This is a genomic window from Nonomuraea sp. NPDC005730 (assembly GCF_040630865.1).
Classification (GTDB): domain Bacteria; phylum Actinomycetota; class Actinomycetes; order Streptosporangiales; family Streptosporangiaceae; genus Nonomuraea.
The window spans coordinates 54,317-75,022 of sequence record NZ_JBEXYK010000008.1 but is presented as its reverse complement, the minus strand read 5'-3'; the positions used below and the strand labels follow the sequence as shown (position 1 = coordinate 75,022).

Genomic DNA, 20,706 nt, shown 5'->3' with positions numbered 1-20,706 from the left:
TCCTCCCCAGCGGGACGCTTACTCACTCTGTTCCTCCTGTCCACGTACTTCCTGGCGGCCCCGTTGCACACCCTTCTGGTAGCTGGCCATGCGGCTGCGCATCCGGTCGGCTGAGACCGGTGGCGCCGGCGGCGGCGACTGCTGAGCCTGCTGCTGAGCGGGCTGGCTGGCCGTGCCGGGGACCAGATTGGCCTTGGGGGTGCGCTTGGGGAGCCCCGCGGCGGTCACGCCGCCGAGGCTGGGCTCGCTGGCTTTGGCCGCCGCACGCCAACCGGCGTCCGCGGCCGTCTGCCACGCTTCCTCCCCAGAGGGTACGGCTTGCGCGGGCCTCGCCTCACCGCCGTTCTCGCCGGACGAGGGCGCCTCGGGCGCCGACTCCCCCGGCGGCCTGCGGAACCACGCGGACTCCACCGACGCGAAGATCGGCAGAAACTCCTCCTGCTCCGGCTCCATCGGCGAGACGTCCACCGAGGGCGCCGGATCGGGACGGCGTACGTCGTTCGTCCCGTAGTTCGTCGCGTACGGCGGCGGTGTCGGGAACGTCCCGCCGCTCGCCGGGTACGACGGGAACGAGCCGGTGCCCGACGACAACGACGGGTAGGCCCCGGAGTCGAACGAGGACGGCTGCCGCCGGTAGGAACCGCCGTCGGTGTCGGCCGTGAAGCCGTTGACCGGGCGGCCCGGGTCGGAGTTGAACGCCCCGAGCCCGTGCCTGGGCGCCGGCGGCGGCGGGTTGTCGAAGGACGGCGGCCCGGCGGGGGCGCTGTCGAAGGCCCCCGAGGGCGCCGAGGGGCCGGTGCCGAACCTGGCCGGGTCACCCGGAGCCGGCCTGGCCCCGTTCGCCTCGACCGAGTCGAAGCTGCCGAACGACCGGAACGAGCCGTTCGGCGTGGGCGGCGGCACGGTCCCGCCGCCGAACGCCGGGCGCTGCGGCAGCGGCTGCTGCATGTTGTCGGCGATCAGCGTGGGCGGCAGCAGCACCATGGCGATCAGGCCGGCGCCCTCGCCCTTGCGCAGCTGCACCCGGATGCCGTGGCGCAGCGCCAGCCGGCCGACCACGAATAGGCCCATGCGGCGGGAGACCGACACGTCCACGACCGGCGGCTCGGCCAGGCGGCGGTTGGCCTCGGCCAGCTCCTCCTCGGTCATGCTGATGCCGGAGTCGCTCACCGACAGCAGCGCGCCGCCGCCCTCGATGAGGCTGCTGGAGACCAGGACGTGGGAGTTGCTCGGGGAGAACTGGATGGCGTTCTCGACCAGCTCGGCCACCAGGTGGACGAGGTCGTTGGCGGCGCTGCCCTGCACGGACGTGGCCCGGTGGACCTTCACCTGGACGCGCTCGTAACCCTCGACCTCCGACAGCGCGGCGCGCACGACGTCGACCAGCTTGGCCGGCTGGCTGCGCCGGCGGGTGGCCTCGTGGCCGGCGAGGACCAGCAGGTTCTCGGAGTTGCGGCGCATGCGGGTGGCCAGGTGGTCGAGCTTGAACAGGTCGGCCAGCCGGCCGCCGTCCTGCTCGCCCTTCTCCAGGCCGTCGATCAGCGAGATCTGCCGCTCGACCAGCGTCTGGGTGCGGCGCGAGAGGTTGACGAACATCGAGCTGATGTTGCTGCGGAGGTCGGCCTCCTCGCCGGCCAGGCGCACGGCCTGGCGGTGGACCTGGTCGAAGGCCCGCGCGACCTCGCCGATCTCGTCCTGGCCCTCGACCTCGATCGGGCGCACCTCGGTGCTGGCCTCGCCCGAGACGCGGAGCTGGCGGACCACGTCGGGGAGCCGGAAGCCGGCGATCTCCAGGGCCTCCGTGCGCAGCCGGCGCAGCGGGCCCACCATCGAACGGGCGATGGCCACGGTGAGCAGCAGCACGATCAGCAGCAGCGCCAGGATCAGCACGCCGGCGATGATGGCGTTGCGGATCTCGGACTCGCGCAGCTCCTGGCTGCGCAGGTTCACCTTGTCGGCGAGGTCCTTCTCGATCTCGTGCAGGACGCCGATCGCGACCTTGTTGTCGTTGAACCACTGCTCGCGGGCGTTGGACCGGGAGGAGATCAGGTTGTCGGCGATCCGCACGCCCGGGGCCCGGCCGCTGGCCAGGGTGACCGCGCGGGCCTTGGTGAGCTGGACGTTGACGTACTCGTTCTTGCCGGTCAGCAGCTTGGACAGCTGCAGGCCGATCTCGACGCCGGCCTCGGCGCCCACGGTGGTGATGTCGCTCTGCTCGCGGGCGTTGGAGGCGATGAACCGCTCGACCTCCTTGGCGTCGACGCGCTCGACGTTGTAGGAGTTCTTCAGCAGCTGCACGCGCTGGCGGGACATCTCCTCCTTGGCCTGCGCGAGCGCGCTCAGGGCGCGGAAGTGGCCGATGATCTGGGAGTCGTCCGACAGCAGCGAGAGCTCGTCGTGCAGCTTGAGCAGGGTGTCGGTCAGGAAGTCGTACCGGATGGTGTCGGCCTGGCCCTCGGCGCGGATCTTGGCCAGCCGGTTGAGGTCGTACTTGGCCTGGCCGGCGGCCTTGACGACGCGTTCGCCGTAGGACTCGTCCATGGTGTCGAGGTCCGCGCGGACGCTGGTGACCAGCTTGTCCACCGCGGCCTTGTACTCGCCGAGCTCGCCGGCCTTCGACTTGCGCAACTTGGGATAGGCGCCGATCCAGCCCCCCGTGTCACGCTCCAGGCCGAGTGCCTGGACCAGGTCCCGGATCCGGCCGGCCTGCTCGGCCGCGGTGGCCGTGCGGTCGTAGTCGCCGATGCTCTGGACCGAGCCGACCACACGTGCTCCCCCGAGCACGACGCCGGCGATGGTGGGCACGAGGATGAGCGCCGTAAGACGCCATCTCACGCGCCAGTTCCGCAGGCCGATGCGAGGCAGCGACCGCTTCCCGCGGTCCCGCCTCGCGGCATGGCCGCTGTCGGAGTTCCCCGTGATCACTGCTCTTGCTACCCCTCAATCGTCCCGTTCAACGACGGGTGTTCAAGCCGTCCACAAGGTATCCGCAGCATCCGACTTAACAGGCATTTCGGACACAATCGTTACATATGTGACCGACAGTTGTTCACTGTTGGTTATCGCAGTGCGGCCAGCACCTGATCGTGGACTTGAACTCGCTGCGCGCTGTCGCTGAGGGGGCGACCGGCGCGGTCCACGACATAGAAGACGTCCACCGCCTCCGCGCCGAGAGTCTCCACGCGGGCGGCTCTCACGTCAAGACCGCACTCCCCGAACGCCCGTCCTATGCGCCACAGGAGCCCCGGCCTGTCATGGGCCCTGACTTCCACCACGGTGGCCGTCGCGGAGGCGTCGTCGACCAGTGTCACCCGAGGTGGAGCCACAGGTACCCGCGGCGGCCGCACGGACCGGCTCCGGCGGGCCAGCCGCTGCTCGATGTCAAGACGGCCGGCAAGGACGAGACGGAGGTCGGCCTCCAGGGTGGCGGGGTCGGGCGGCGAGCCGTACTCGGGCACGACGGCGAACTCGATGACCGCCGTGCCGCCCGCCGAGGCGGCCGACGCCGAGCGCACGACCATCCGGTGGGCGGCCAGCACCCCGGCGGCGCTCCACAACAGCCCGGCCCGGTCGGGCGCGACGACGGTGACCGCCCCGCCGTTGACGCGGACCGCGCCGCCGCCGTGCCGGGCCAGCGCCGCCTGCTCGGGCGGGATCGAGGGCGCCCTGGGCGGCGGCGAGCCCGACAACACGGACCTGACGCGGCGGACGAGGTCGGCGACCAGCCCGGCCTTCCAGGCGTTCCAGGCGGCCGGCCCGGTCGCGTTGCCGTCGGCGACGGCCAGCGCGGCCAGCAGGTCGAGCACCTCGCGGGAGCCGACCGTGGCGGCGACCTTCTCGATCGTGACCGGGTCGTCGAGGTCCCTGCGGGTGGCGGTCTCGGGCAGCAGCAGGTGGTGGCGTACGACGGTGGCCAGCGTCTCGACGTCACGGGCGGGCAGCCCCATGCGCCGGGCGATGTCGCGGACCACGACCTCGCCCGTCGCCGAGTGGTCGCCCGGCCAGCCCTTGCCGATGTCGTGCAGGAGCGCGCCGATCAGCAGCAGGTCCGGACGGGAGACCTCGCGGGCGTGGCCGGCGGCGTTCGCGGCGGCCTCGATCAGGTGCCGGTCGACGGTGAAGCGGTGGATGGGGTTGCGCTGCGGACGGTGCCGTACGCGTTCCCAGTCAGGAAGCAGCTTGACAAGGACGCCCGCCTGGTCGAGCTCCTCCCACACCGGCACGGCGGCCCGTCCCGCGCCGAGGATCGACACCAGCGCGTCGCGCGCCTCCTCGGGCCAGGGCACCGGCATCGAAGCCGACTGAGCAGCCAGGACGGACACCGTGGCGGGCGCCAGCGGCAGCCCCGAGTCGGCCGCCGCGGCGGCGGCCCGCAGCACCAGGACGGGGTCCTTGCGCGGGTCGGCGCCCCTGGCCAGCACCACCTCGCCGCCGTGCTCGACCACGCCGTCGGCCAGCGGGCGGCGCCCTCGCGGGACCGGCCCTGACAGCAGCCTGTCAACCGTGCGCCAGGTGGCGTCGAAGGCGTGGGAGACGGTCCGGCCCGCCTCGGCGAGCCGGCGCATGAGGGCCTCGGCGTCCAGCAGGCCGAGCAGCCCGGCCACCGCGTCCTGCTCCTGGAGCACCAGCCGGTCGGCGCCGCGCGCGGTGACGACGTGCAGCGCGTGCCGCACGTCGAGGATGAACTCGTGGGCCTCGCGGGCCCGCGGTCCCGGCGCCGAGGCGACCCACGCCGCCGCCACGGCCTGCATCGCCTGGACGTCGCGCAGCCCGCCACGGCCGTCCTTGAGGTCGGGTTCGAGGAGGAAGGCCAGCTCGCCGCTGACCTGCGCCCGCTGGTCGGCCGACGCGCGCAGCTCGCCCAGCCTGCGCCGCGAGTCGGCCCGCCACTCGGCCAGCACGGCCTCCCTGGCCCTCCTGGTCAGCTCGGGGTCGCCGGCGACGTGCCTGGCCTGGATGAGGCCGAGCACGGCCTTGAGGTCCTGCCTGGCCACGGCCACGGCCTCCGTCACGGTCCGCACGGAGTGGTCGAGGCCGACGGCGGAGTCCCAGATCGGATACCAGATGCGGTCGGCGATCCGCGCCACGTCGGCCCGCCCGTCGTGCAGCAGGACCAGGTCCAGGTCGCTGCCGGGGGCCGGCTCGCCGCGGCCGAGGCTCCCGACGGCGACCAGGGAGACCTGGTCGCCGTCGCTCGCCGTCCTGAAGAGGTCCTTGAGCCAGCGGTCGGTGTCCGCGGTCCGCTCCTTGCGGGCCGCGGCGTACGAGCGCGCCTCTCCTCTCACAGGGCCTCCGGCCCTCGCTCTCCGGTGCGTACGCGCACGGCCGTGTCGACGGGCACGGACCAGACCTTGCCGTCGCCGATCTTGCCGGTGTGCGCCGCCTTGACGATGACGTCGATGACGTCCTCGGCGTCGTCCTCCTCGGTCAGCACCTCCAGGCGCACCTTCGGCACCAGGTCCACCTGGTACTCGGCGCCGCGGTAGACCTCTGTGTGGCCGCGCTGGCGGCCGTAGCCGCTGGCCTCGCTGACCGTCATGCCCTTGATGCCGAACTGCTCCAGCGCCGCCTTGACGTCGTCGAGCTTGAACGGCTTGATGATCGCGGTGATGAGCCTCATGCCTCCACCTTCTTGGGAGCCGGAGCCGGGGTGAGCGGACCGTTCGGGGTGGTCACGCCGGAGGCGTAGACCGTGCCGAGGTCGTACCCGGTCTCGGCGTGCGTGGTGACGTCGATGCCGGTGAGCTCGTCCTCGGCGGAGATGCGGAAGCCCATGGTCCTGTCGATGAGCTTGCCGACGATCCAGGTGGCGGCGAAGGAGTAGCCGCCGACGGCGACCGGGCCGAGCACCTGCAGCCCGAGCTGACCGAGGCCGCCGCCGTAGAACAGGCCCTTGCTCTGCTGGTCGAGGAAGGGGTAGGCGGCCAGGAAGCCGAGCGAGACGGCGCCGATGACGCCGCCGACCAGGTGCACGCCGACCACGTCGAGCGAGTCGTCGAAGCCCAGCCGGTACTTCAGGCCCACGGCGTAGGCGCAGACGGCCCCGGCGGCCAGGCCGATGACCATCGCGGCCCACGGGTCCACGAAGCCGCAGGCCGGCGTGATGGCGACCAGGCCGGCGACCGCGCCGGAGGCGACGCCGAGGCTGGTGGCGTGGCCGTCGCGCATCTTCTCCACGACGAGCCAGGCCCCCGCGGCGACCGCAGTGGCGATCTGGGTGTTCATGAACGCCAGCCCGGCGGTGCCGTCCACGGCCAGCTCCGAGCCGGCGTTGAAGCCGAACCAGCCGAACCACAGCAGGCCCGCGCCGAGCAGGACCAGCGTGAGGTTGTGCGGCCGCATCGGCTCCTTGCGCCAGCCCTGGCGCTTGCCGAGCACGAGGGCCAGGGCCAGCGCCGCGGCGCCGGCGTTGATGTGGACGACGGTGCCGCCGGCGAAGTCCTCGATGCCCATGGTGTTGAGCCAGCCGGTGCCCCACACCCAGTGGGCGACCGGGAAGTAGACGACGGTGGCCCAGACCACGCTGAACAGGATCCACGCACCGAACTTCGCCCGGTCGGCGATCGCGCCGCTGATCAGCGCGACGGTGATGATGGCGAACGTCAGCTGGAAGGCCGAGAAGACCAGGCTCGGCATGCCGGTGCCGTCGTCCTTGGTGGCCGTCTCCACCAGGCTCTGCAGGCCCAGGGCGTCGAAGCCGCCGACGACGTTGTTCAGCAGCGAGCTGCCGTTGTCGGTGAAGGCGAGCGAGTGCCCGAACAGCACCCAGGCCACGGTGACCGTGATGATGGCGCCGAAGGACATCATCATCATGTTCAGGACGCTCTTGGCCCTGGTCATGCCCCCGTAGAAGAACGCGAGACCCGGAGTCATCAGCAACACCAGCGCGGTGGCCGCGAGCATCCAGGCTGTGGTGCCGCTATCGATCTTCACGACGCGACCCTCCTTACATGTGACGTGTTGCCACAGCGTGTTCGGCCGGGGTTTCGTGGCTCGACCTGCAGTGTTTCGCGCCGGTGAATCTCGCCGGCACGGTGTTTCGGGTAGGTTTCGGCCCCTTCACACGCGCCGATCCGGCCATGAGATACTTAGGGTTGCCTAACCTAATAGATCAAGGAATCCCTCATGCGTCTCCGGCTTCTGGCCCTGCTCCCCGTCCTCGCCCTGGCCGCCTGCGGCACCTCCACCGGCACGGAGGACGCCGGCCCCACCCGGACCGTCGAGCACGCCATGGGCGAGACCAAGGTGCCGATGACCCCCAAGCGGGTCGTCGTGCTCGACACCGACAAGCTGGACACGATGGTCTCCCTCGGGCTGGCCCCCGTCGGCGCGGCCCAGGCGGGCGAGAACCAGACCTGGCCGGAGTACCTCGGCTCGGCGTTGTCGGCCACCAAGCCGGTCGGCACGCTCCAGCAGCCCAACATCGAGGCGATCATGGCGCTCAAGCCGGACCTCATCCTCGGCTCGAAGTTCCGCCAGGCCGCCTTCTACGACAAGCTCAGCAAGATCGCGCCGACCGTGTTCACCGAGAAGGTGGGCATCACCTGGAAGGAGAACTTCCTGCTGGACGCCGAGGCCCTGGGCAAGAAGGAGCAGGCGTCCGGGCTGCTGTCGGCGTACGAGCAGCGGGCCAAGGCGCTGGGCGGGAAGTTCTCGAAGCTCTCGGTGAGCATCGTGCGCTTCATGCCCACCGAGATCCGCATGTACGGCCCCGAGTCGTTCAGCGGCATCGTGGTCGGCGACGCCGGCGTCCAGCGGCCCGAGGCCCAGCGCCTGGCCGACCAGGACGACAAGCGCTTCGGCAAGCTGAGCCAGGAGAACATCGCCAAGGCCGACGGCGACGCCGTCTTCTACAGCGCCTACGGCGAGGCCGCCGCCAAGTCGCAGGCCACGGTGACCGGCGGCCCGCTGTGGAAGAACCTGGCCGCGGTGAAGGCCGGCCACGCCCACGACGTGGACGACGAGATCTGGATGACCGGCATCGGCGTCACCGCCGCCGGCAAGATCCTCGACGACCTGGAGAAGTACCTCAGCCCGCTGGCCTGACCCGGTCGCCCCGGGCGATCCGGCCGGGGCGCAACACCCGCGCGTAAACGCCCGCGCACGCCTGGAGCCCGGCCTCCAGCACCTGGACCCGGTTGTGCCGGGCCACCACGCGCAGCGCCTCGGTGTCGCGGCCGAGCGTGCCGTGGGCGAGCGTCGGCACCGCGCAGCGCGGGCTGGCCACGATGACCTGGAGCACGACCTCGTCCCCGACGTGCAGCTCGCGCCCCACCCAGTCGTTCTCTGCGAAGCCCGCCGCCTCCGTCCTGATGATCAGGTTGGGGCGGTAGCGGAGGGCTTCGACGTGCCCCCGCGGGCTGAGCTCGCCGATGCGGTCGATCGTCGAGGTGGAGATCAGGTGCAGCGGCGCGAAGTCGAAGAAGGTGCCCTCCGGCGAGGCCCCGCCGAGCGTGCCCACCGTGTACGGCACCTCCGCCTCGATGCCCTCGGCCAGCACCCGCTCGGGCACCGACCGCTCCAGCTCGGCCCCTTCCGGCGGCACGTCGATCAGCCGCACCTCGCGGCCGAGCAGCTTCGACAGCTCCTCGTCGCCCGGCACGCGGGCGCCTTCGAGGGTCAGCAGGTCGCGCCAGAGCCGCGGGTTCTTGGCGCTGGCGATCTTCCCCGTGGCGACGTCGAGCACCGCCCGGGCCCGGTCGCCGGCCAGGCCGCGCTCGGTCACCTCGCACTCGGCGATCTCCTCGCCCAGCATCGACTTCACCGGATAGCGGCGCAACGTCTCGACATGCATGATCGAGAGCTTAGGCCCGGCCCCAGAAGCGGCGCAGGTGGGGGACCAGCTCGGCGGCCCGCTCGTCGGGGAAGAACAGCCGCCCGCCCTCGATCTCGACGACCTCCTTCACGCCGGGGATCGTGTCGCGCAGCCAGCGGGCCCAGCTCACGTCGAAGAACACGTCGCCGGTGCCCCACACGACCAGCGTCGGCACGGTGAGCACGGTGAGCCGCGGCTCGATGGCGACCATGTCCGCGGCGTCGATCGAGGCCAGCAGGCGTTCGAAGGCGCGGCCGCCGCCCGGCTTGGCCAGGATCGGGCGCAGGTAGGCATCCACCAGCTCGGCGGGGTCGTCGATGCGCTCGTAGCCGGCCCCCAGGGCGGTCCCGGCCAGCAGCTCGGGGTGGTCCAGCACGGCGGCCACCAGCCCGGCCAGCTCGCCCCTCGCGGCCAGCTCCACGGTGTCCTTGAACGCCTCCGGCGGGGTGTTGGTGTGCACGTCGCAGTTGGTGAGGGTGAGCGAGCGCAGCCGTCCGGGGTGGCGTACCGCGAGGACCTGGGCGACGGCGCCGCCGGTGTCGTTGGCCACGAGGTCCACCTCGGCCAGGCCGAGCCCGGCGCACAGCTCCTCCACGACCTCGGCCAGCGCGGGGATGGACAGGTCTTCGCGCGGCTCGCTGCCGCCGTGCGCGGGCAGGTCCAGGGCCACGCAGCGGCGCTCGTCGCGCAGCTCGGCGATGACGTTGCGCCACAGGTACGAGCTGGTGCCCACGCCGTGCACGAACAGGGTCACCGGGCCCTGGCCCACGTCCACGTAGTTGATGCCGTCCATGCCGACTCCCTCTCGATTGCAGACCGACTGTCGGTCTAGAAAATTACCGACCGTTGGTCGGTTTGTCTAGAGTGAGGGCATGAACCTCAAGGCGGAGCGCGGCGCGGCCACCCGCGACAAGGTCCTGGCCATCGCCACGCGGCTGTTCGCCGAGCGGGGCTACGACGACACGTCGATCGAGACCGTGCTCCAGGAGTCAGGGCTGAGCCGCGGGGCCCTCTACCACCACTACGCGGGCAAGGACGCACTGTTCGAGGCGGTGCTGGAGGCCACGGAGTCGGCCATCGGCGTCAAGATCGCCAAGGCGGTGCGCGGCATCGCCGACCCGGCGGCGGCGCTGCTGGCGGGCGCGCTGGCCTGGGTCAGGCTGGCGGGCGATCCGGTGATCCGGCGCATCGTGCTCATCGACGCGCCCGCGGTGCTGGGCTGGGAGAGCTGGCGGGCGATGGAGGAGCGGTACTCGTTCGGCATGCTGAAGGCGGCCCTGCAGGCGACCGGCGCGGTCCCCGACGACTACGTCGACCTGCACGCCCACATGCTGCTGGCCGCCGTCAACGAGAGCGCCCTGCTGGTCGCCAGGGGCGGCGACACGGCGACGGCGGAGGCCGCCGTGGAGGAGTTCCTGCGCCGCGTCCTCAGGCCGTAGAAGGCGCTCGGAGCCCGGAAACGGCCCCGGAAACGGCCCCGGAAACGGCCCCGGAAACGGCGCCGCCGCCCGGAAGGCCGGGCGGCGGGGCCGAGACGTGGAGAAAGGTCAGGCGGCGGCGTTGGCCATGCGGCGCAGCCGGGCCAGGGCGTCCCGCTCGATGCGGCGGGCGCGGTCGCGGCCGATGCCGTAGCGCTCCCCCACCTCGGTCAGCGTGTGCTCGCGCCCGTCGACCAGCCCGTAGCGCCAGCGCAGCATCTCGCTGGTGTCGCCCTCCAGGCCGGTGAGCCACTGGTCGAGCCGCTCGCGCTCGAGGATGTCGATGGCCTGCTGCTCGGGGTCGGCCCACGTCTCGTCGGCGATCATGTCACCGAGCTCGGTCTCGTCCTCGTCACCCACGCCGAGCTGCAACGACACCGGGTCGGAGGCCCAGCGGCGCAGCTCGCGCACCCGCTCGATCGGCAGGTCGAGAATCTCGGCGAGGTCGCCGTCGGTCGGCTCGGTGTCGTACTCGGCCAGCATGTCGCGGCGCACCCGCATCAGCCGGGTCATCTGCTCGCCGGCGTGCGTCGGCAGCCGGACCGGACGGGCCTGCTCGTGGATGGCCCGTCCGACCGACTGCCTGATCCACCATGTCGCGTAGGTGGAGAACTTGTACCCCCGGCGGTAGTCGAACTTCTCGACCGCTCGAACCAGGCCCAGGTTCCCCTCCTGGACCAGGTCGATGAGCGGCATCCCCCGGCCCGAGTACTTCCGGGCCACTGCCACCACCAGGCGCAGGTTGGCCTGGATGAACTCGTCCTTCGCGCGCTGGCCGGAGACGGCCAGGCGCTCCAGCTCCTCGTCGGCCGCGTCCCCGATGCGCGGCTCGGAGCCTCCGCCGTCAAGGAGCTGCTCGGCGAACAGGCCCGCCTCGATCCGCTTGGCGAGCTCCACCTCTTCCTCCGCCGTGAGCAGCGGGACCCGGCCGATCTCGGCCAGATACGTCCCCAGCAGGTCGCGATCAGCGACGTGCTGCTCCTGCGTGCGACTCCCCGTAGGCCTTGCCATCCCCTGGCACCTCGTTCCGCAGCTGCGTCCTATATCCGGCCAACGTCCGGCCGGAAGCAAAGATTCCCTAAACAGCTACGTCAGAGGGAGGGTCTTGGACGTCCTCCTAAAGGAGGAGACCGGCCTGAAACACCTGGTGGACAAGGGGAACACCGGGCCGGTACGCCAGGTGGACGTAGGAGGGGGCGTCGAGCACGACCAGGTCCGCCCTGGCCCCTTGCCGCAGCCACCCTACGTCCGTGCGGCGCAGCGCGCGGGCCCCGCCGTACGTGGCCGCGCGCACCGCCTCCAGCGGCGTCATCCCCATCTCGCGCACCGCCAGCGCCACGCAGAACGGCATGGACGAGGTGAACGACGAGCCCGGGTTGCAGTCGGTGGCCAGCGCGACCGTGACGCCCGCGTCGAGGAGCCGCCGGGCGTCGGGATAGGGCGAGCGCGTGGAGAACTCGGCCCCCGGCAGCAGCGTCGCCACCGTCCCGCTCGCGGCGAGGGCGTCGACGTCGGCCGCCGACAGGTGGGTGCAGTGGTCGGCCGAGGCCGCGCCCAGCTCGCAGGCGATGCGCACGCCGGGCCCCTCGGTGAGCTGGTTGGCGTGCACCCGGGGCTGGAGCCCGGCCTTGATCCCGGCGTTCAGGATCTCCCTGGTCTGGTCGCCGTCGAACGCGCCGCGCTCGCAGAAGACGTCGACCCATTTGGCGTAGGGGGCGCAGGCGTCGAGCATCTCGCCCGTCACCAGCCGGACGTAGTCGTCGGCGTCGGCGCCCTCGGGGACGACGTGCGCGCCCAGGTAGGTCGTTTCGTCGGTGAGGGTGGTGGCGATCTCCAGGGAGCGGCGCTCGTGCTCGGCGGAGAGCCCGTAGCCGCTCTTGATCTCCACGGTGGTGGTGCCCTGCGCGAGCATCTCCGCCACCAGGGCGCGGGCGTGCGTGGCCAGGTCGGCGTCGCTCGCCGCGCGGGTGGCGGCGACGGTCGTCCTGATGCCCCCGCCGGTGTACGGCTGCCCCGACATGCGGGCCTGGAACTCGGCCGTACGGTCGCCGGCGAACACCAGGTGGGCGTGGCTGTCCACGAACCCCGGCAGCACGGCCCGGCCGCCGGCGGGCACGCGCTCGTCGGCGTCGGGCGCCTGGGCGGCGGGACCGACCCAGGCCACCAGGCCGTCCTCGACGACCAGCGCCGCGTCGGTGATCTCCTCGCGCTCGGGGTCGCCGGTGTAGAGCAGCCCGATCCCGTCGATCAGCGTGGTGGTCATCGCACCTTTCCTATCGCCTCGGAGAGCATGTGCCCGACGTCGCCCAGCTCGTGGCGGCCCTGCGCGACCACCCGGCGGCCGCCGGAGACCACCGAGTGCACGTCGGAGGCCGTGGCCGCGAACACCACGGCCTCCAGGCCGCCGATGCCCGCCGTGCGCACCGAGTCGAGGCGGACCGACACCAGGTCGGCCCACGCCCCGGGGATGAGCCGGCCGGCGTCGGCGAAGCCGAGCGAGGTGTGCCCGGCGCCGGTGGCGGCGGTGAGCAGGTCGGCGGCGCTCCAGTGGCCGCGCCGCTCGCTGGTCAGCCGCTCGTCGAGCTCGACCGCGCGGGCCTCCTCGAACAGGTCGATCACGGCGTGGCCGTCGGAGCCCAGCGTGATCGGGGTGCCGCGGTCGGCCGCCGCCCTGGCCGGGCCGACGCCGTCGGCGAGGTCGCGCTCGGTGGTGGGGCACATGCAGATGTACGTGCCCGACTGGCCGAGCAGCTCCACGTCGGAGTCGGTCAGATGGGTGGCGTGCACCGCGGTCGAGCGCGGGCCCAGCACGCCGCGCTCGTGCAGGATCTGGACCGGCGTGGCGGCGTACGTCTCGGCGCAGGCGGCGTTCTCGGCGCGCTGCTCGGAGACGTGCGCGTGCAGCGGGGCGGCGTGCCGGTGGGAGAACTCGGCCACCACCGGCATCTGGTCCGGCGGCACCGCGCGCACGGAGTGGACGGCGGCCCCGATCTCCACGTCGTGCTGCCCCTCGTAGGCGGCGGCCAGCTCGTCGGCCCTGGCCGCCCAGCCGTCGACGCTGCCGTCGCTGAAGCGCAGCTGGGTGCCCGACAGCGGCACGCCGATGCCGCCGGACAGGTAGCAGGTGTCGAGCAGCGTGATGCGCAGCCCGGCCTCGCGCGCGGCCTGGACGAGCGCGTGGCTCATCACGTTCCGGTCCTCGTACGGGCGGCCGCCGGGGCCGTGGTGCAGGTAGTGGAACTCGCCCACGCAGGTCACCCCGGCCAGCGCCATCTCGGCGTAGACGGCCCTGGCGAGCTGGAAGTAGGTGTCGGGGTCGAGCTTGCCCGCCACCTCGTACATCTGGTCGCGCCAGGTCCAGAAGTCGCCCTTGCCGCGCTGGGTGGCGCCGCGCAGGGCCCGGTGGAAGGCGTGGGAATGGGCGTTGGCCAGGCCGGGGATGGTCAGGCCGGGCAGCCGCTCGGCCGAGCCGGGCTCGCCCCGCCCGATCCGGGCGATCCGGGCGCCCTCGACCTCGATGAGGACGCCGTGGGCGACCCCGTCGGGCAACCAGGCCTGCTCGCACCAGTAGGTCAGCGACACAGATCCTCCAGCACGTCCGCGAGCGCCACCACTCCCGCATGGCAGTCTGCCTGGTCGGCGTGCTCCTCGGGGGAATGGGACACGCCGGTGGGGTTGCGTACGAACAACATCGCGCTCGGGACGCCCGCCGTGGCCAGGATTCCGGCGTCGTGGCCCGCTCCGGTCGGCAGGATCGGCGCGGGCGTGTCGCCGCCCGCCACGCGGGCCAGCCGGTCCCTCAGCACCGCGCCGAAGGCGACCTCGGGCGTCCACGACTCCTCGCGCACGTCCGCGCCGGCCGCCGCGGACAGCTCCTCGACCAGGGCGCGGACCGCGGGCTCCGCCGGGCCTCGGGCGTCCAGCCAGGCCGTGACCAGGCCGGGGACGGCGTTGGCGTTGCCGGGCGAGACGCGGGTCTTGCCGACCGTGGCCACCACGTCGTGCCGCTCGGCGGCCTCGCGGGCGGCCAGCACCAGGCGGGCGAAGGGCAGCATCGGGTCGTCGCGGTCGGCCAGCCGGGTGGTGCCCGCGTGGTCGGCCCTGCCGTGGAAGTCGAACCGCCACCGGCCGTGCGGCCAGATCGCGCTGGCCACGCCCACCGGGCGGCCCTCGTGCACCAGGCCGCGGCCCTGCTCGACGTGGAGCTCGACGAACGTGCCGACGGTGGCCAGGGTCTCGGCGTCGCGGCCCACGGTCTCCGGCTTGCGGCCGGCCCGCGCCATGACGTCGGCGAGCGTGTCGCCCTCGTCGTCGGTGAGCGCGAGCGCGCGTTCCGGCGTGAGCGCGCCGGTGAGCAGCCGGGAGCCCATGCACGGCACGCCGAACCTGGCCCCCTCCTCGTCGGTGAAGCAGGCGACGCCGATCGGCCGGCCCGGCGTGACCTGCCGTTCGCGCAGCAGGTCGAGGGCGGCGAAGGCGGACACCACGCCGAGCGGGCCGTCGTAGGCGCCGCCGTGGCGCACGGAGTCGAGGTGGCTGCCGGTGACCACGCCGGGCCGGCGCGACGGGTCGCCCCACCAGGCCCAGAGGTTGCCGTTGCGGTCTTCCCGCAGGTCGAGCCCGCGGCGCGCGGCCTCGCCCGCGAACCACCCGCGTAGCTCCATGTCGGCGGCCGACCAGGCGTCTCTCACGTATCCGCCGGAGCGGGGATCTCGTCCTATGTGCGCGAGTGGTTCAAGCATGGGTCCACTGTAGTGAATGGATCCATTCAATTGTCAGCTGGCCGGGCCCGCGCTCGGCCTGATGGTCAGTTCGGTGAGGTGGGCGTCGGGCCCTGCGTTGATCGTGGCGAGCACGGCTCGCGCGACGCTCTCCGGGGTGAGGTACTTGTCCGGTTCGTACGCGCCGCCCTCCTGCTCGCGTACGCCGCGCTGCATGTCGGTTGCCACCCGGCCCGGATAGACGGTGGTGACCCGCAGCTCGGGCTCCTCCAGGCGCAGCGCGTCGGCGAAGGCGCGCAGGGCGAACTTGCTGGCCGCGTACGAGGCCCACTCGGGATTGGCCCGCTGCCCCGCGCCGGAGTTCACGCAGACGACGTGCCCCCGGGCGCGGCGCAGCGCGGGCAGCAGCAGCCGGGTCAGCTCGGCGACCGCGACGACATTGAGCTCCATGGTCGTGCGCCAGTTGCCGACGGGCTGGTCGGCGATCCGGCCGAGCAGCGCGATCCCGGCGCTGTGCACGAGCACGTCCAGCCGCTCGACGCCGCTGACGTCGGCCTCGGTGAGCCGGGTCAGCTCGACGGGCCAGGGCCGGGCGTCGGGCAGCTCGCCCGCCAACTTGGCGAGCGCGGACTCGTCCCTGCCGCCGAGGATGACGTGATGGGTGGGGCCCAGCGCCCGCGCCACGGCCTCGCCCACACCGCGGGAAGCGCCGGTGACCAGCGCAGTCGGTCGTTCAGTCATGGGGCCGAGTTTATGACCTTGACGGGCATTCAAATTTGAGTACAAACTTGAGCACATGTCGGCGTCCACGCGCATCCTGATCCTCGGTTCCCTGCTCGACGGCCCCATGAACGGCTACGGCGTACGCCGCCGGCTGGAGATGATGGGCGCCGACACCTGGGCCAACGTCGCCTTCGGGTCGATCTACCACGGCCTGGGCAAGATGGCCGACGAGGGGCTGCTCGTGGTCGTCGAGGCCGGCAAGGGCGGCAAGGTCGTCTACGAGCTGACCGAGGCCGGCCGCTACGAGTTCCACCGGCTGCTCATGCACGGCTGGTCCGAGGTGAGACCCGTCGTCGACCCCTTCCAGGTCGCGCTGACGTTCATGAACCGGCTGGAAAAACAGGAGATTCTCGACGCCCTGCATGGCAGGATTCGGCAACTGCGACTGAACATCGAGACCATCGACCACGCCTACGGCACCAAGCAGCGCTACGGCGAGCCCCGGCACCTCGACGAGAACCTCCGCCTGACCCAGGCCATGCTCCAGGCCCAGCTCGACTGGGTCGAGGGCGCGATCGGCCGGGTCGAGAAGGACGAACTGCCCTGAGGAGAAAAATGATCATTGAGGCACGTGAGTTACGCAAGACGTTCACCACCAGGAGCCGCAAGGGCTCGCAGACCGTCGAGGCCGTGCGCGGCATCGACCTCGACGTGGAGAAGGGCGAGATCTTCGGCGTGCTCGGGCCCAACGGCGCGGGCAAGACCACGACGATCCGCATGCTGGCCACGCTGATCACGCCCGACTCCGGCACCGCCGTCGTCGCCGGCCACGACCTGCGCAAGGAGCCCGAGGCCGTGCGCCGCCGGCTCGGCTACGTCAGCCAGGCGGGCGGCGTGGAGGACACCACGAGCGCCCGCGCCCAGATCATGATGGCCGCGAAGATCCACGGCGTGGCCGACCCGAAGCAGGCGACGGCCGACGTGCTCGACCGCTTCGACCTCGCCGACATGGCCGACCGGCCCGGCCGTACGCTCTCCGGCGGCCAGAAGCGGCGGGTGGCCATCGCGCTGGGGCTGGTGCACGCCCCGCCGCTGCTCTTCCTCGACGAGCCCACCACCGGCCTCGACCCGCAGAACCGCGCGAACCTCTGGGACCGCATCAGGCAACTCCGCGAGGCCGGCACGAGCGTGCTGCTCAGCACCCACTACCTCGACGAGGCCGACGCGCTCTGCGACCGGCTGGTGATCGTCGACCACGGACGCATCGTGGCCGAGGGCACGCCCGGCGAGCTCAAGCGCGAGGTCTCCGGCGATGTCGTCACGCTGCGGCTGGCCGACCCCGAGCGGGCCGCCGAGGTGCTCAGGCCCCTGGCCCGCGAGGTCCGCCTGGACGAGGACGCCCTGCGCGTCTACGTCGACGACGGCGAGCACACGCTGCCCGCGCTGCTGCGCGTCCTCGAGGAGCAGGGCATCGGCCTGCGCTCGATCGCGCTCGACCGCTCCACCCTCGACGACGTCTTCCTGGCCAAGACCGGCCGGTCCCTGCGCGACACCGGAGCCGCCGCATGATCCGCCACATCGCCCTGTTCACCGGCTACGAGCTGAAGAAGTCCTTCAGCAACCCGGTCTGGCCGCTGTTCGGCATCCTGCAGCCGGTGCTCTACCTGCTGATGTTCGCGCCGCTGCTCAAGGACCTGACGCCGGGCCGCAGCACGGTCGACGCCCTGCGCATGTTCACGCCCGCGTCGATGATGATGATCGCCGTGTTCGGCTCGTTGTTCTCCGGGTTCGGCCTGATCGCCGAGCTGCGCAACGGCTCGCTCGAACGGTACGCCGTCAGCCCCGCCTGGCGGCCGGCCATCGTGCTCGGGCGGGTGGCCAAGGACATGGTCGTGCTGGTGTGCCAGGCGGTCCTGGTGCTGGTCGTGGCCGTGGCCATGGGCGTGCGCATCGGCGGCGTCGAGCTGGTGCTGGTGCTGGCGCTCATGGCGGCCACCGGGCTGTTCGCCTCCGGGCTGTCGCAGGGGCTGGCGCTGACCGTGCGCGACGAGAACGGCATGTCGCAGACGCTCAACCTGTTCATGCTGCCGATCATGCTGCTGGCCGGGCTGTTCATCCCGATCGCGTTCGCGCCCGACTGGATGCGGGCGATCGCGCCGATCAACCCGCTCTACCACGCGGTCGAGGCCGGGCGGGCGCTGTTCGCCGGGCGGCTCGGCGACTCGTCGATCCCGATCGCGTTCGCGCTGTTCATCGTGCTCGCGGTGCTCACGACGCTCTGGTCGATGCGGTCGCTACGCAGGATCGCCGGGTAGGAACGTGCCGGCCTCGTCGGTCATCCGCTCGTACTCCTCCAGCCTGGCCCTGGTACGCAGCGGCGCGGCGTCGGCCATGGCCTCGACCAGGGCCATGGCGAGGGCCAGGGGGGCGGCGTGGGAGTCGAACACCAGGCGGTCCCCGACCGGGCCGTCGAGCACGACCTCGGCCGGGAAGTCCGGTCTGTCGGTGATGGCGGCGACGCGCAGGCCGAGCTTCTCGGCGTACTCCAGCGCCTGCACGGCCTCGGCCGGATAACGCGGGAGCACCACCGCCACCATCCACTCCGCGCCCGCCCGCCGCGCCGCGTGCAGCCCCTCGACCAGCTCGGAGCCGCCGTGGGTGAGCAGGCGCACGTCGGGGTGGATGCGCCTGGCGTAGTAGGCGAAGGTGGTGGCCAGGCCGCAGGAGACCCGCAGGCCCAGCACCGGCAGCGGCTCGGTGGCGGCGAGCTGCTCGCCCAGCTCCTTGAGCGGGAGGGCGGCCAGCCGCTCGCGGACGACGGCGAGGTTGCGGATCTCGCTGTCGATCGCGTTGCGCAGCAGGCTCTCCTGGGGCGCGACCACGCCGCCGCCGAGCACCAGCGGGCGCAGCGCCTGGCGCAGCTCGGGATAGCCGGCGAAGCCGAGCACCATGGCGAACCTGGTCACCGACGGCTGGCTGACCCCGGCCCGCTCGGCCAGCTCGACGCTGGACAGGAAGATCGCCTCGTCGAGGTGCTCGCCCAGGTAATGGGCGATCCTGCGCTGCACCGGCGACAACCGCCGGCCGTCGAGCAGCATGCCGAGCCCACCGTGATATCCGTCAGCCACGCCACCTCCAACACTCCTCCACCGGCATTCTCATCCCCCGCGCCGCGCGGGGGACGGCGACGGCGGGGTCAGGACTCGCGCATGGGGATGCGCACGCCACGGGCCTCGGCCACCTCGGCGGCCTCCTCGTAACCCGCGTCGACGTGCCGCATCACGCCCGTGCCGGGGTCGTTGGTGAGGACGCGGTTGAGCTTCTCCCCGGCCAGCGCGGTGCCGTCGGCGACCGTGACCTGCCCGGCGTGGATGGACCGGCCGATCCCCACGCCGCCGCCGTGGTGGATGGACACCCAGGCCGCGCCGGAGGCGGTGTTGAGCATGGCGTTGAGCAGCGGCCAGTCGGCGATGGCGTCCGAGCCGTCGGCCATGGCCTCGGTCTCCCGGTACGGCGAGGCCACCGACCCGCTGTCCAGGTGGTCGCGGCCGATCACGATCGGCGCCTGGAGCTCGCCGGAGGCCACCATGTCGTTGAACCGCTCGCCCGCGACGTTGCGCTCGCCGTAGCCGAGCCAGCAGATGCGCGCGGGCAGCCCCTGGAAGTGCACCTTCTCGCCGGCCTGCGCGATCCACCTGGCCAGCGGCTCGTTGTCGGGGAACAGCTCCAGGATCGCGCGGTCGGTCGCGGCGATGTCGGCCGGGTCGCCGCTCAGCGCGGCCCACCGGAACGGCCCCTTGCCCTCGCAGAACAGCGGCCTGATGTACGCCGGCACGAACCCGGGGAAGTCGAAGGCCCGCGTGTACCCGGCGAGCTGGGCCTCACCGCGGATGGAGTTGCCGTAGTCGAACACCTCGGACCCGGCGTCCTTGAAGCCGACCATGGCCTCGACGTGCCGGGCCATCGACGTGCGCGCCCGCTCGGTGAAGCCGGCCGGGTCCTTGTCGCGTTCGGCGCCCATGTCCTCGAAGGCGACGCCGACCGGCAGGTACATCAGCGGGTCGTGCGCGGAGGTCTGGTCGGTGACGATGTCGATCTCGGCGCCCCCGGCCAGCAGCTCGGGCAGGGCCTCGGCGGCGTTGGCCACGACGCCGATGGACAGCGGGCGGCGCGCGTCGCGGGCCTCGTAGGCCAGCCGCAGCGCCTCCTCCAGGGAGGCCGCCTGCACGTCGAGGTAGCGGTGCTCGATGCGGCGGGTGACCGAGCGGGGGTCGCAGTCGATGCAGATCGCGACGCCGCCGTTCATGGTGACGGCCAGCGGCTGGGCGCCGCCCATGCCGCCGAGGCCGGCCGTGAGGGTGATCGTGCCGGCCAGCGTGCCGCCGAACCGCTTCGCGGCCACCGCGGCGAACGTCTCGTACGTGCCCTGGAGGATGCCCTGGGTGCCGATGTAGATCCACGAACCGGCGGTCATCTGGCCGTACATGGTGAGGCCGGCCGCCTCCAGACGGCGGAACTCCTCCCAGTTGGCCCAGTCGGGGACCAGGTTGGAGTTGGCGATGAGCACCCGGGGGGCCCATTCGTGGGTGCGGAAGACGCCCACCGGGCGGCCCGACTGGACCAGCAGCGTCTCGTCGCCCTCCAGGGTGGTCAGGGTCCTGACCATGGCGTCGAAGGAGGGCCAGTCGCGGGCGGCCCTGCCGGAGCCGCCGTAGACGACCAGTTGCTCGGGGTGCTCGGCGACCTCGGGGTCCAGGTTGTTCTGGAGCATGCGGAGCGCCGCCTCCTGCGGCCACCCCTTCGCGGTGATCGTGGTGCCTCGCGGTGCGCGCACGCTGCGGCTCATGGTGACCCTCCTGAATGAACACATTCACCTTTGTCACCCGAAGACTACGGTGGACCGCGTCCAGCGGTCCACCGCAGGCAGCAGGCGAAGCCTGCGCCTACGGTCCCCGAGACGTCCAGCGGT

The 20,706-nt window shown here is 72.3% G+C and carries 18 protein-coding genes; 5 read left to right on the top strand and 13 right to left on the bottom strand.

Annotated features, from left to right (window positions below):
• Nucleotides 1-18: 18 nt before the first annotated feature.
• The 4 genes from ABZ444_RS13505 to ABZ444_RS13490 all read right to left on the bottom strand — a co-directional run bounded on the left by ABZ444_RS13505 (nt 19) and on the right by ABZ444_RS13490 (nt 6,933).
• Nucleotides 19-2,835: a nitrate- and nitrite sensing domain-containing protein gene (locus ABZ444_RS13505; protein WP_357995372.1), complete on the bottom strand. Its 2,817-nt coding sequence runs from the start codon at nt 2,833-2,835 to the stop codon at nt 19-21.
• A 224-nt stretch (nt 2,836-3,059) separates the two neighbouring features.
• Nucleotides 3,060-5,285 (bottom strand): [protein-PII] uridylyltransferase, encoded by a 2,226-nt coding sequence (locus ABZ444_RS13500; protein WP_357995370.1) that lies wholly within the window; start codon nt 5,283-5,285, stop codon nt 3,060-3,062.
• Entirely contained in the window at nt 5,282-5,620 is a 339-nt protein-coding gene (locus ABZ444_RS13495) for a P-II family nitrogen regulator (protein ID WP_352321406.1), read from the bottom strand. The genes ABZ444_RS13500 and ABZ444_RS13495 overlap by 4 nt, the downstream gene beginning before the upstream one ends.
• Complete coding sequence (locus ABZ444_RS13490; protein WP_357971165.1) at nt 5,617-6,933, bottom strand: ammonium transporter; 1,317 nt, start codon at nt 6,931-6,933, stop codon at nt 5,617-5,619. The genes ABZ444_RS13495 and ABZ444_RS13490 overlap by 4 nt, the downstream gene beginning before the upstream one ends.
• A gap of 192 nt (nt 6,934-7,125) precedes the next feature.
• Between ABZ444_RS13490 and ABZ444_RS13485 the strand changes: the two genes are divergently transcribed.
• Nucleotides 7,126-8,046, top strand: coding sequence for an iron-siderophore ABC transporter substrate-binding protein (locus tag ABZ444_RS13485; protein WP_357995368.1), 921 nt, complete (start codon nt 7,126-7,128; stop codon nt 8,044-8,046).
• Here the strand turns inward: ABZ444_RS13485 and ABZ444_RS13480 are convergent.
• Both ABZ444_RS13480 and ABZ444_RS13475 read right to left on the bottom strand, forming a co-directional pair.
• Nucleotides 8,030-8,794, bottom strand: a complete 765-nt coding sequence (locus tag ABZ444_RS13480; RefSeq protein WP_357995366.1) for an MOSC domain-containing protein — start codon at nt 8,792-8,794, stop codon at nt 8,030-8,032. The genes ABZ444_RS13485 and ABZ444_RS13480 overlap by 17 nt on opposite strands.
• A gap of 10 nt (nt 8,795-8,804) precedes the next feature.
• Nucleotides 8,805-9,608 carry an alpha/beta hydrolase gene (locus ABZ444_RS13475; protein WP_357995364.1) on the bottom strand — a complete coding sequence of 268 codons (804 nt, stop codon included), beginning with the start codon at nt 9,606-9,608 and terminating at the stop codon, nt 8,805-8,807.
• A 79-nt stretch (nt 9,609-9,687) separates the two neighbouring features.
• On the opposite strand from ABZ444_RS13475, the gene ABZ444_RS13470 reads away from it, so the two are divergent.
• Entirely contained in the window at nt 9,688-10,254 is a 567-nt protein-coding gene (locus ABZ444_RS13470; RefSeq protein WP_357995362.1) for a TetR/AcrR family transcriptional regulator, read from the top strand.
• A gap of 108 nt (nt 10,255-10,362) precedes the next feature.
• Here ABZ444_RS13470 and ABZ444_RS13465 read toward each other — a convergent pair whose 3' ends face one another.
• From ABZ444_RS13465 to ABZ444_RS13445, 5 genes are all read right to left on the bottom strand, one after another.
• A complete protein-coding gene (locus tag ABZ444_RS13465; protein ID WP_357995360.1) occupies nt 10,363-11,304 on the bottom strand; it encodes a sigma-70 family RNA polymerase sigma factor in 942 nt (313 codons plus the stop codon).
• 106 nt (nt 11,305-11,410) lie between these two features.
• Nucleotides 11,411-12,556, bottom strand: coding sequence for an imidazolonepropionase (gene hutI, locus ABZ444_RS13460; protein WP_357995358.1), 1,146 nt, complete (start codon nt 12,554-12,556; stop codon nt 11,411-11,413).
• Entirely contained in the window at nt 12,553-13,875 is a 1,323-nt protein-coding gene (locus tag ABZ444_RS13455; protein ID WP_357995356.1) for a formimidoylglutamate deiminase, read from the bottom strand. The genes hutI and ABZ444_RS13455 overlap by 4 nt, the downstream gene beginning before the upstream one ends.
• Entirely contained in the window at nt 13,866-15,035 is a 1,170-nt protein-coding gene (locus ABZ444_RS13450) for an allantoate amidohydrolase (protein ID WP_357995354.1), read from the bottom strand. Before ABZ444_RS13450 ends, ABZ444_RS13455 begins: the two co-directional genes overlap by 10 nt.
• 33 nt (nt 15,036-15,068) lie before the next feature.
• On the bottom strand, nt 15,069-15,755 hold the full coding sequence (locus ABZ444_RS13445; protein ID WP_357995352.1) for an SDR family oxidoreductase: 687 nt from the start codon (nt 15,753-15,755) through the stop codon (nt 15,069-15,071).
• 55 nt (nt 15,756-15,810) lie between these two features.
• Between ABZ444_RS13445 and ABZ444_RS13440 the strand changes: the two genes are divergently transcribed.
• From ABZ444_RS13440 to ABZ444_RS13430, 3 genes are read left to right on the top strand one after another with little or no spacing between them, the layout of a single operon-like run.
• The gene (locus tag ABZ444_RS13440; RefSeq protein ID WP_357995350.1) at nt 15,811-16,344 is read left to right on the top strand and encodes a PadR family transcriptional regulator; all 534 of its coding nucleotides are present in this window, start codon (nt 15,811-15,813) and stop codon (nt 16,342-16,344) included.
• 8 nt (nt 16,345-16,352) lie between these two features.
• Nucleotides 16,353-17,306 (top strand): ATP-binding cassette domain-containing protein, encoded by a 954-nt coding sequence (locus ABZ444_RS13435; protein WP_357995348.1) that lies wholly within the window; start codon nt 16,353-16,355, stop codon nt 17,304-17,306.
• Nucleotides 17,303-18,052 (top strand): ABC transporter permease, encoded by a 750-nt coding sequence (locus ABZ444_RS13430; RefSeq protein WP_357995346.1) that lies wholly within the window; start codon nt 17,303-17,305, stop codon nt 18,050-18,052. The genes ABZ444_RS13435 and ABZ444_RS13430 overlap by 4 nt, the downstream gene beginning before the upstream one ends.
• Here the strand turns inward: ABZ444_RS13430 and ABZ444_RS13425 are convergent.
• Nucleotides 18,032-18,865, bottom strand: a complete 834-nt coding sequence (locus tag ABZ444_RS13425; RefSeq protein WP_357995344.1) for a MurR/RpiR family transcriptional regulator — start codon at nt 18,863-18,865, stop codon at nt 18,032-18,034. The genes ABZ444_RS13430 and ABZ444_RS13425 overlap by 21 nt on opposite strands.
• A gap of 68 nt (nt 18,866-18,933) precedes the next feature.
• Entirely contained in the window at nt 18,934-20,583 is a 1,650-nt protein-coding gene (gene hutU, locus ABZ444_RS13420) for a urocanate hydratase (protein WP_357995342.1), read from the bottom strand.
• Nucleotides 20,584-20,706 lie beyond the last annotated feature (123 nt).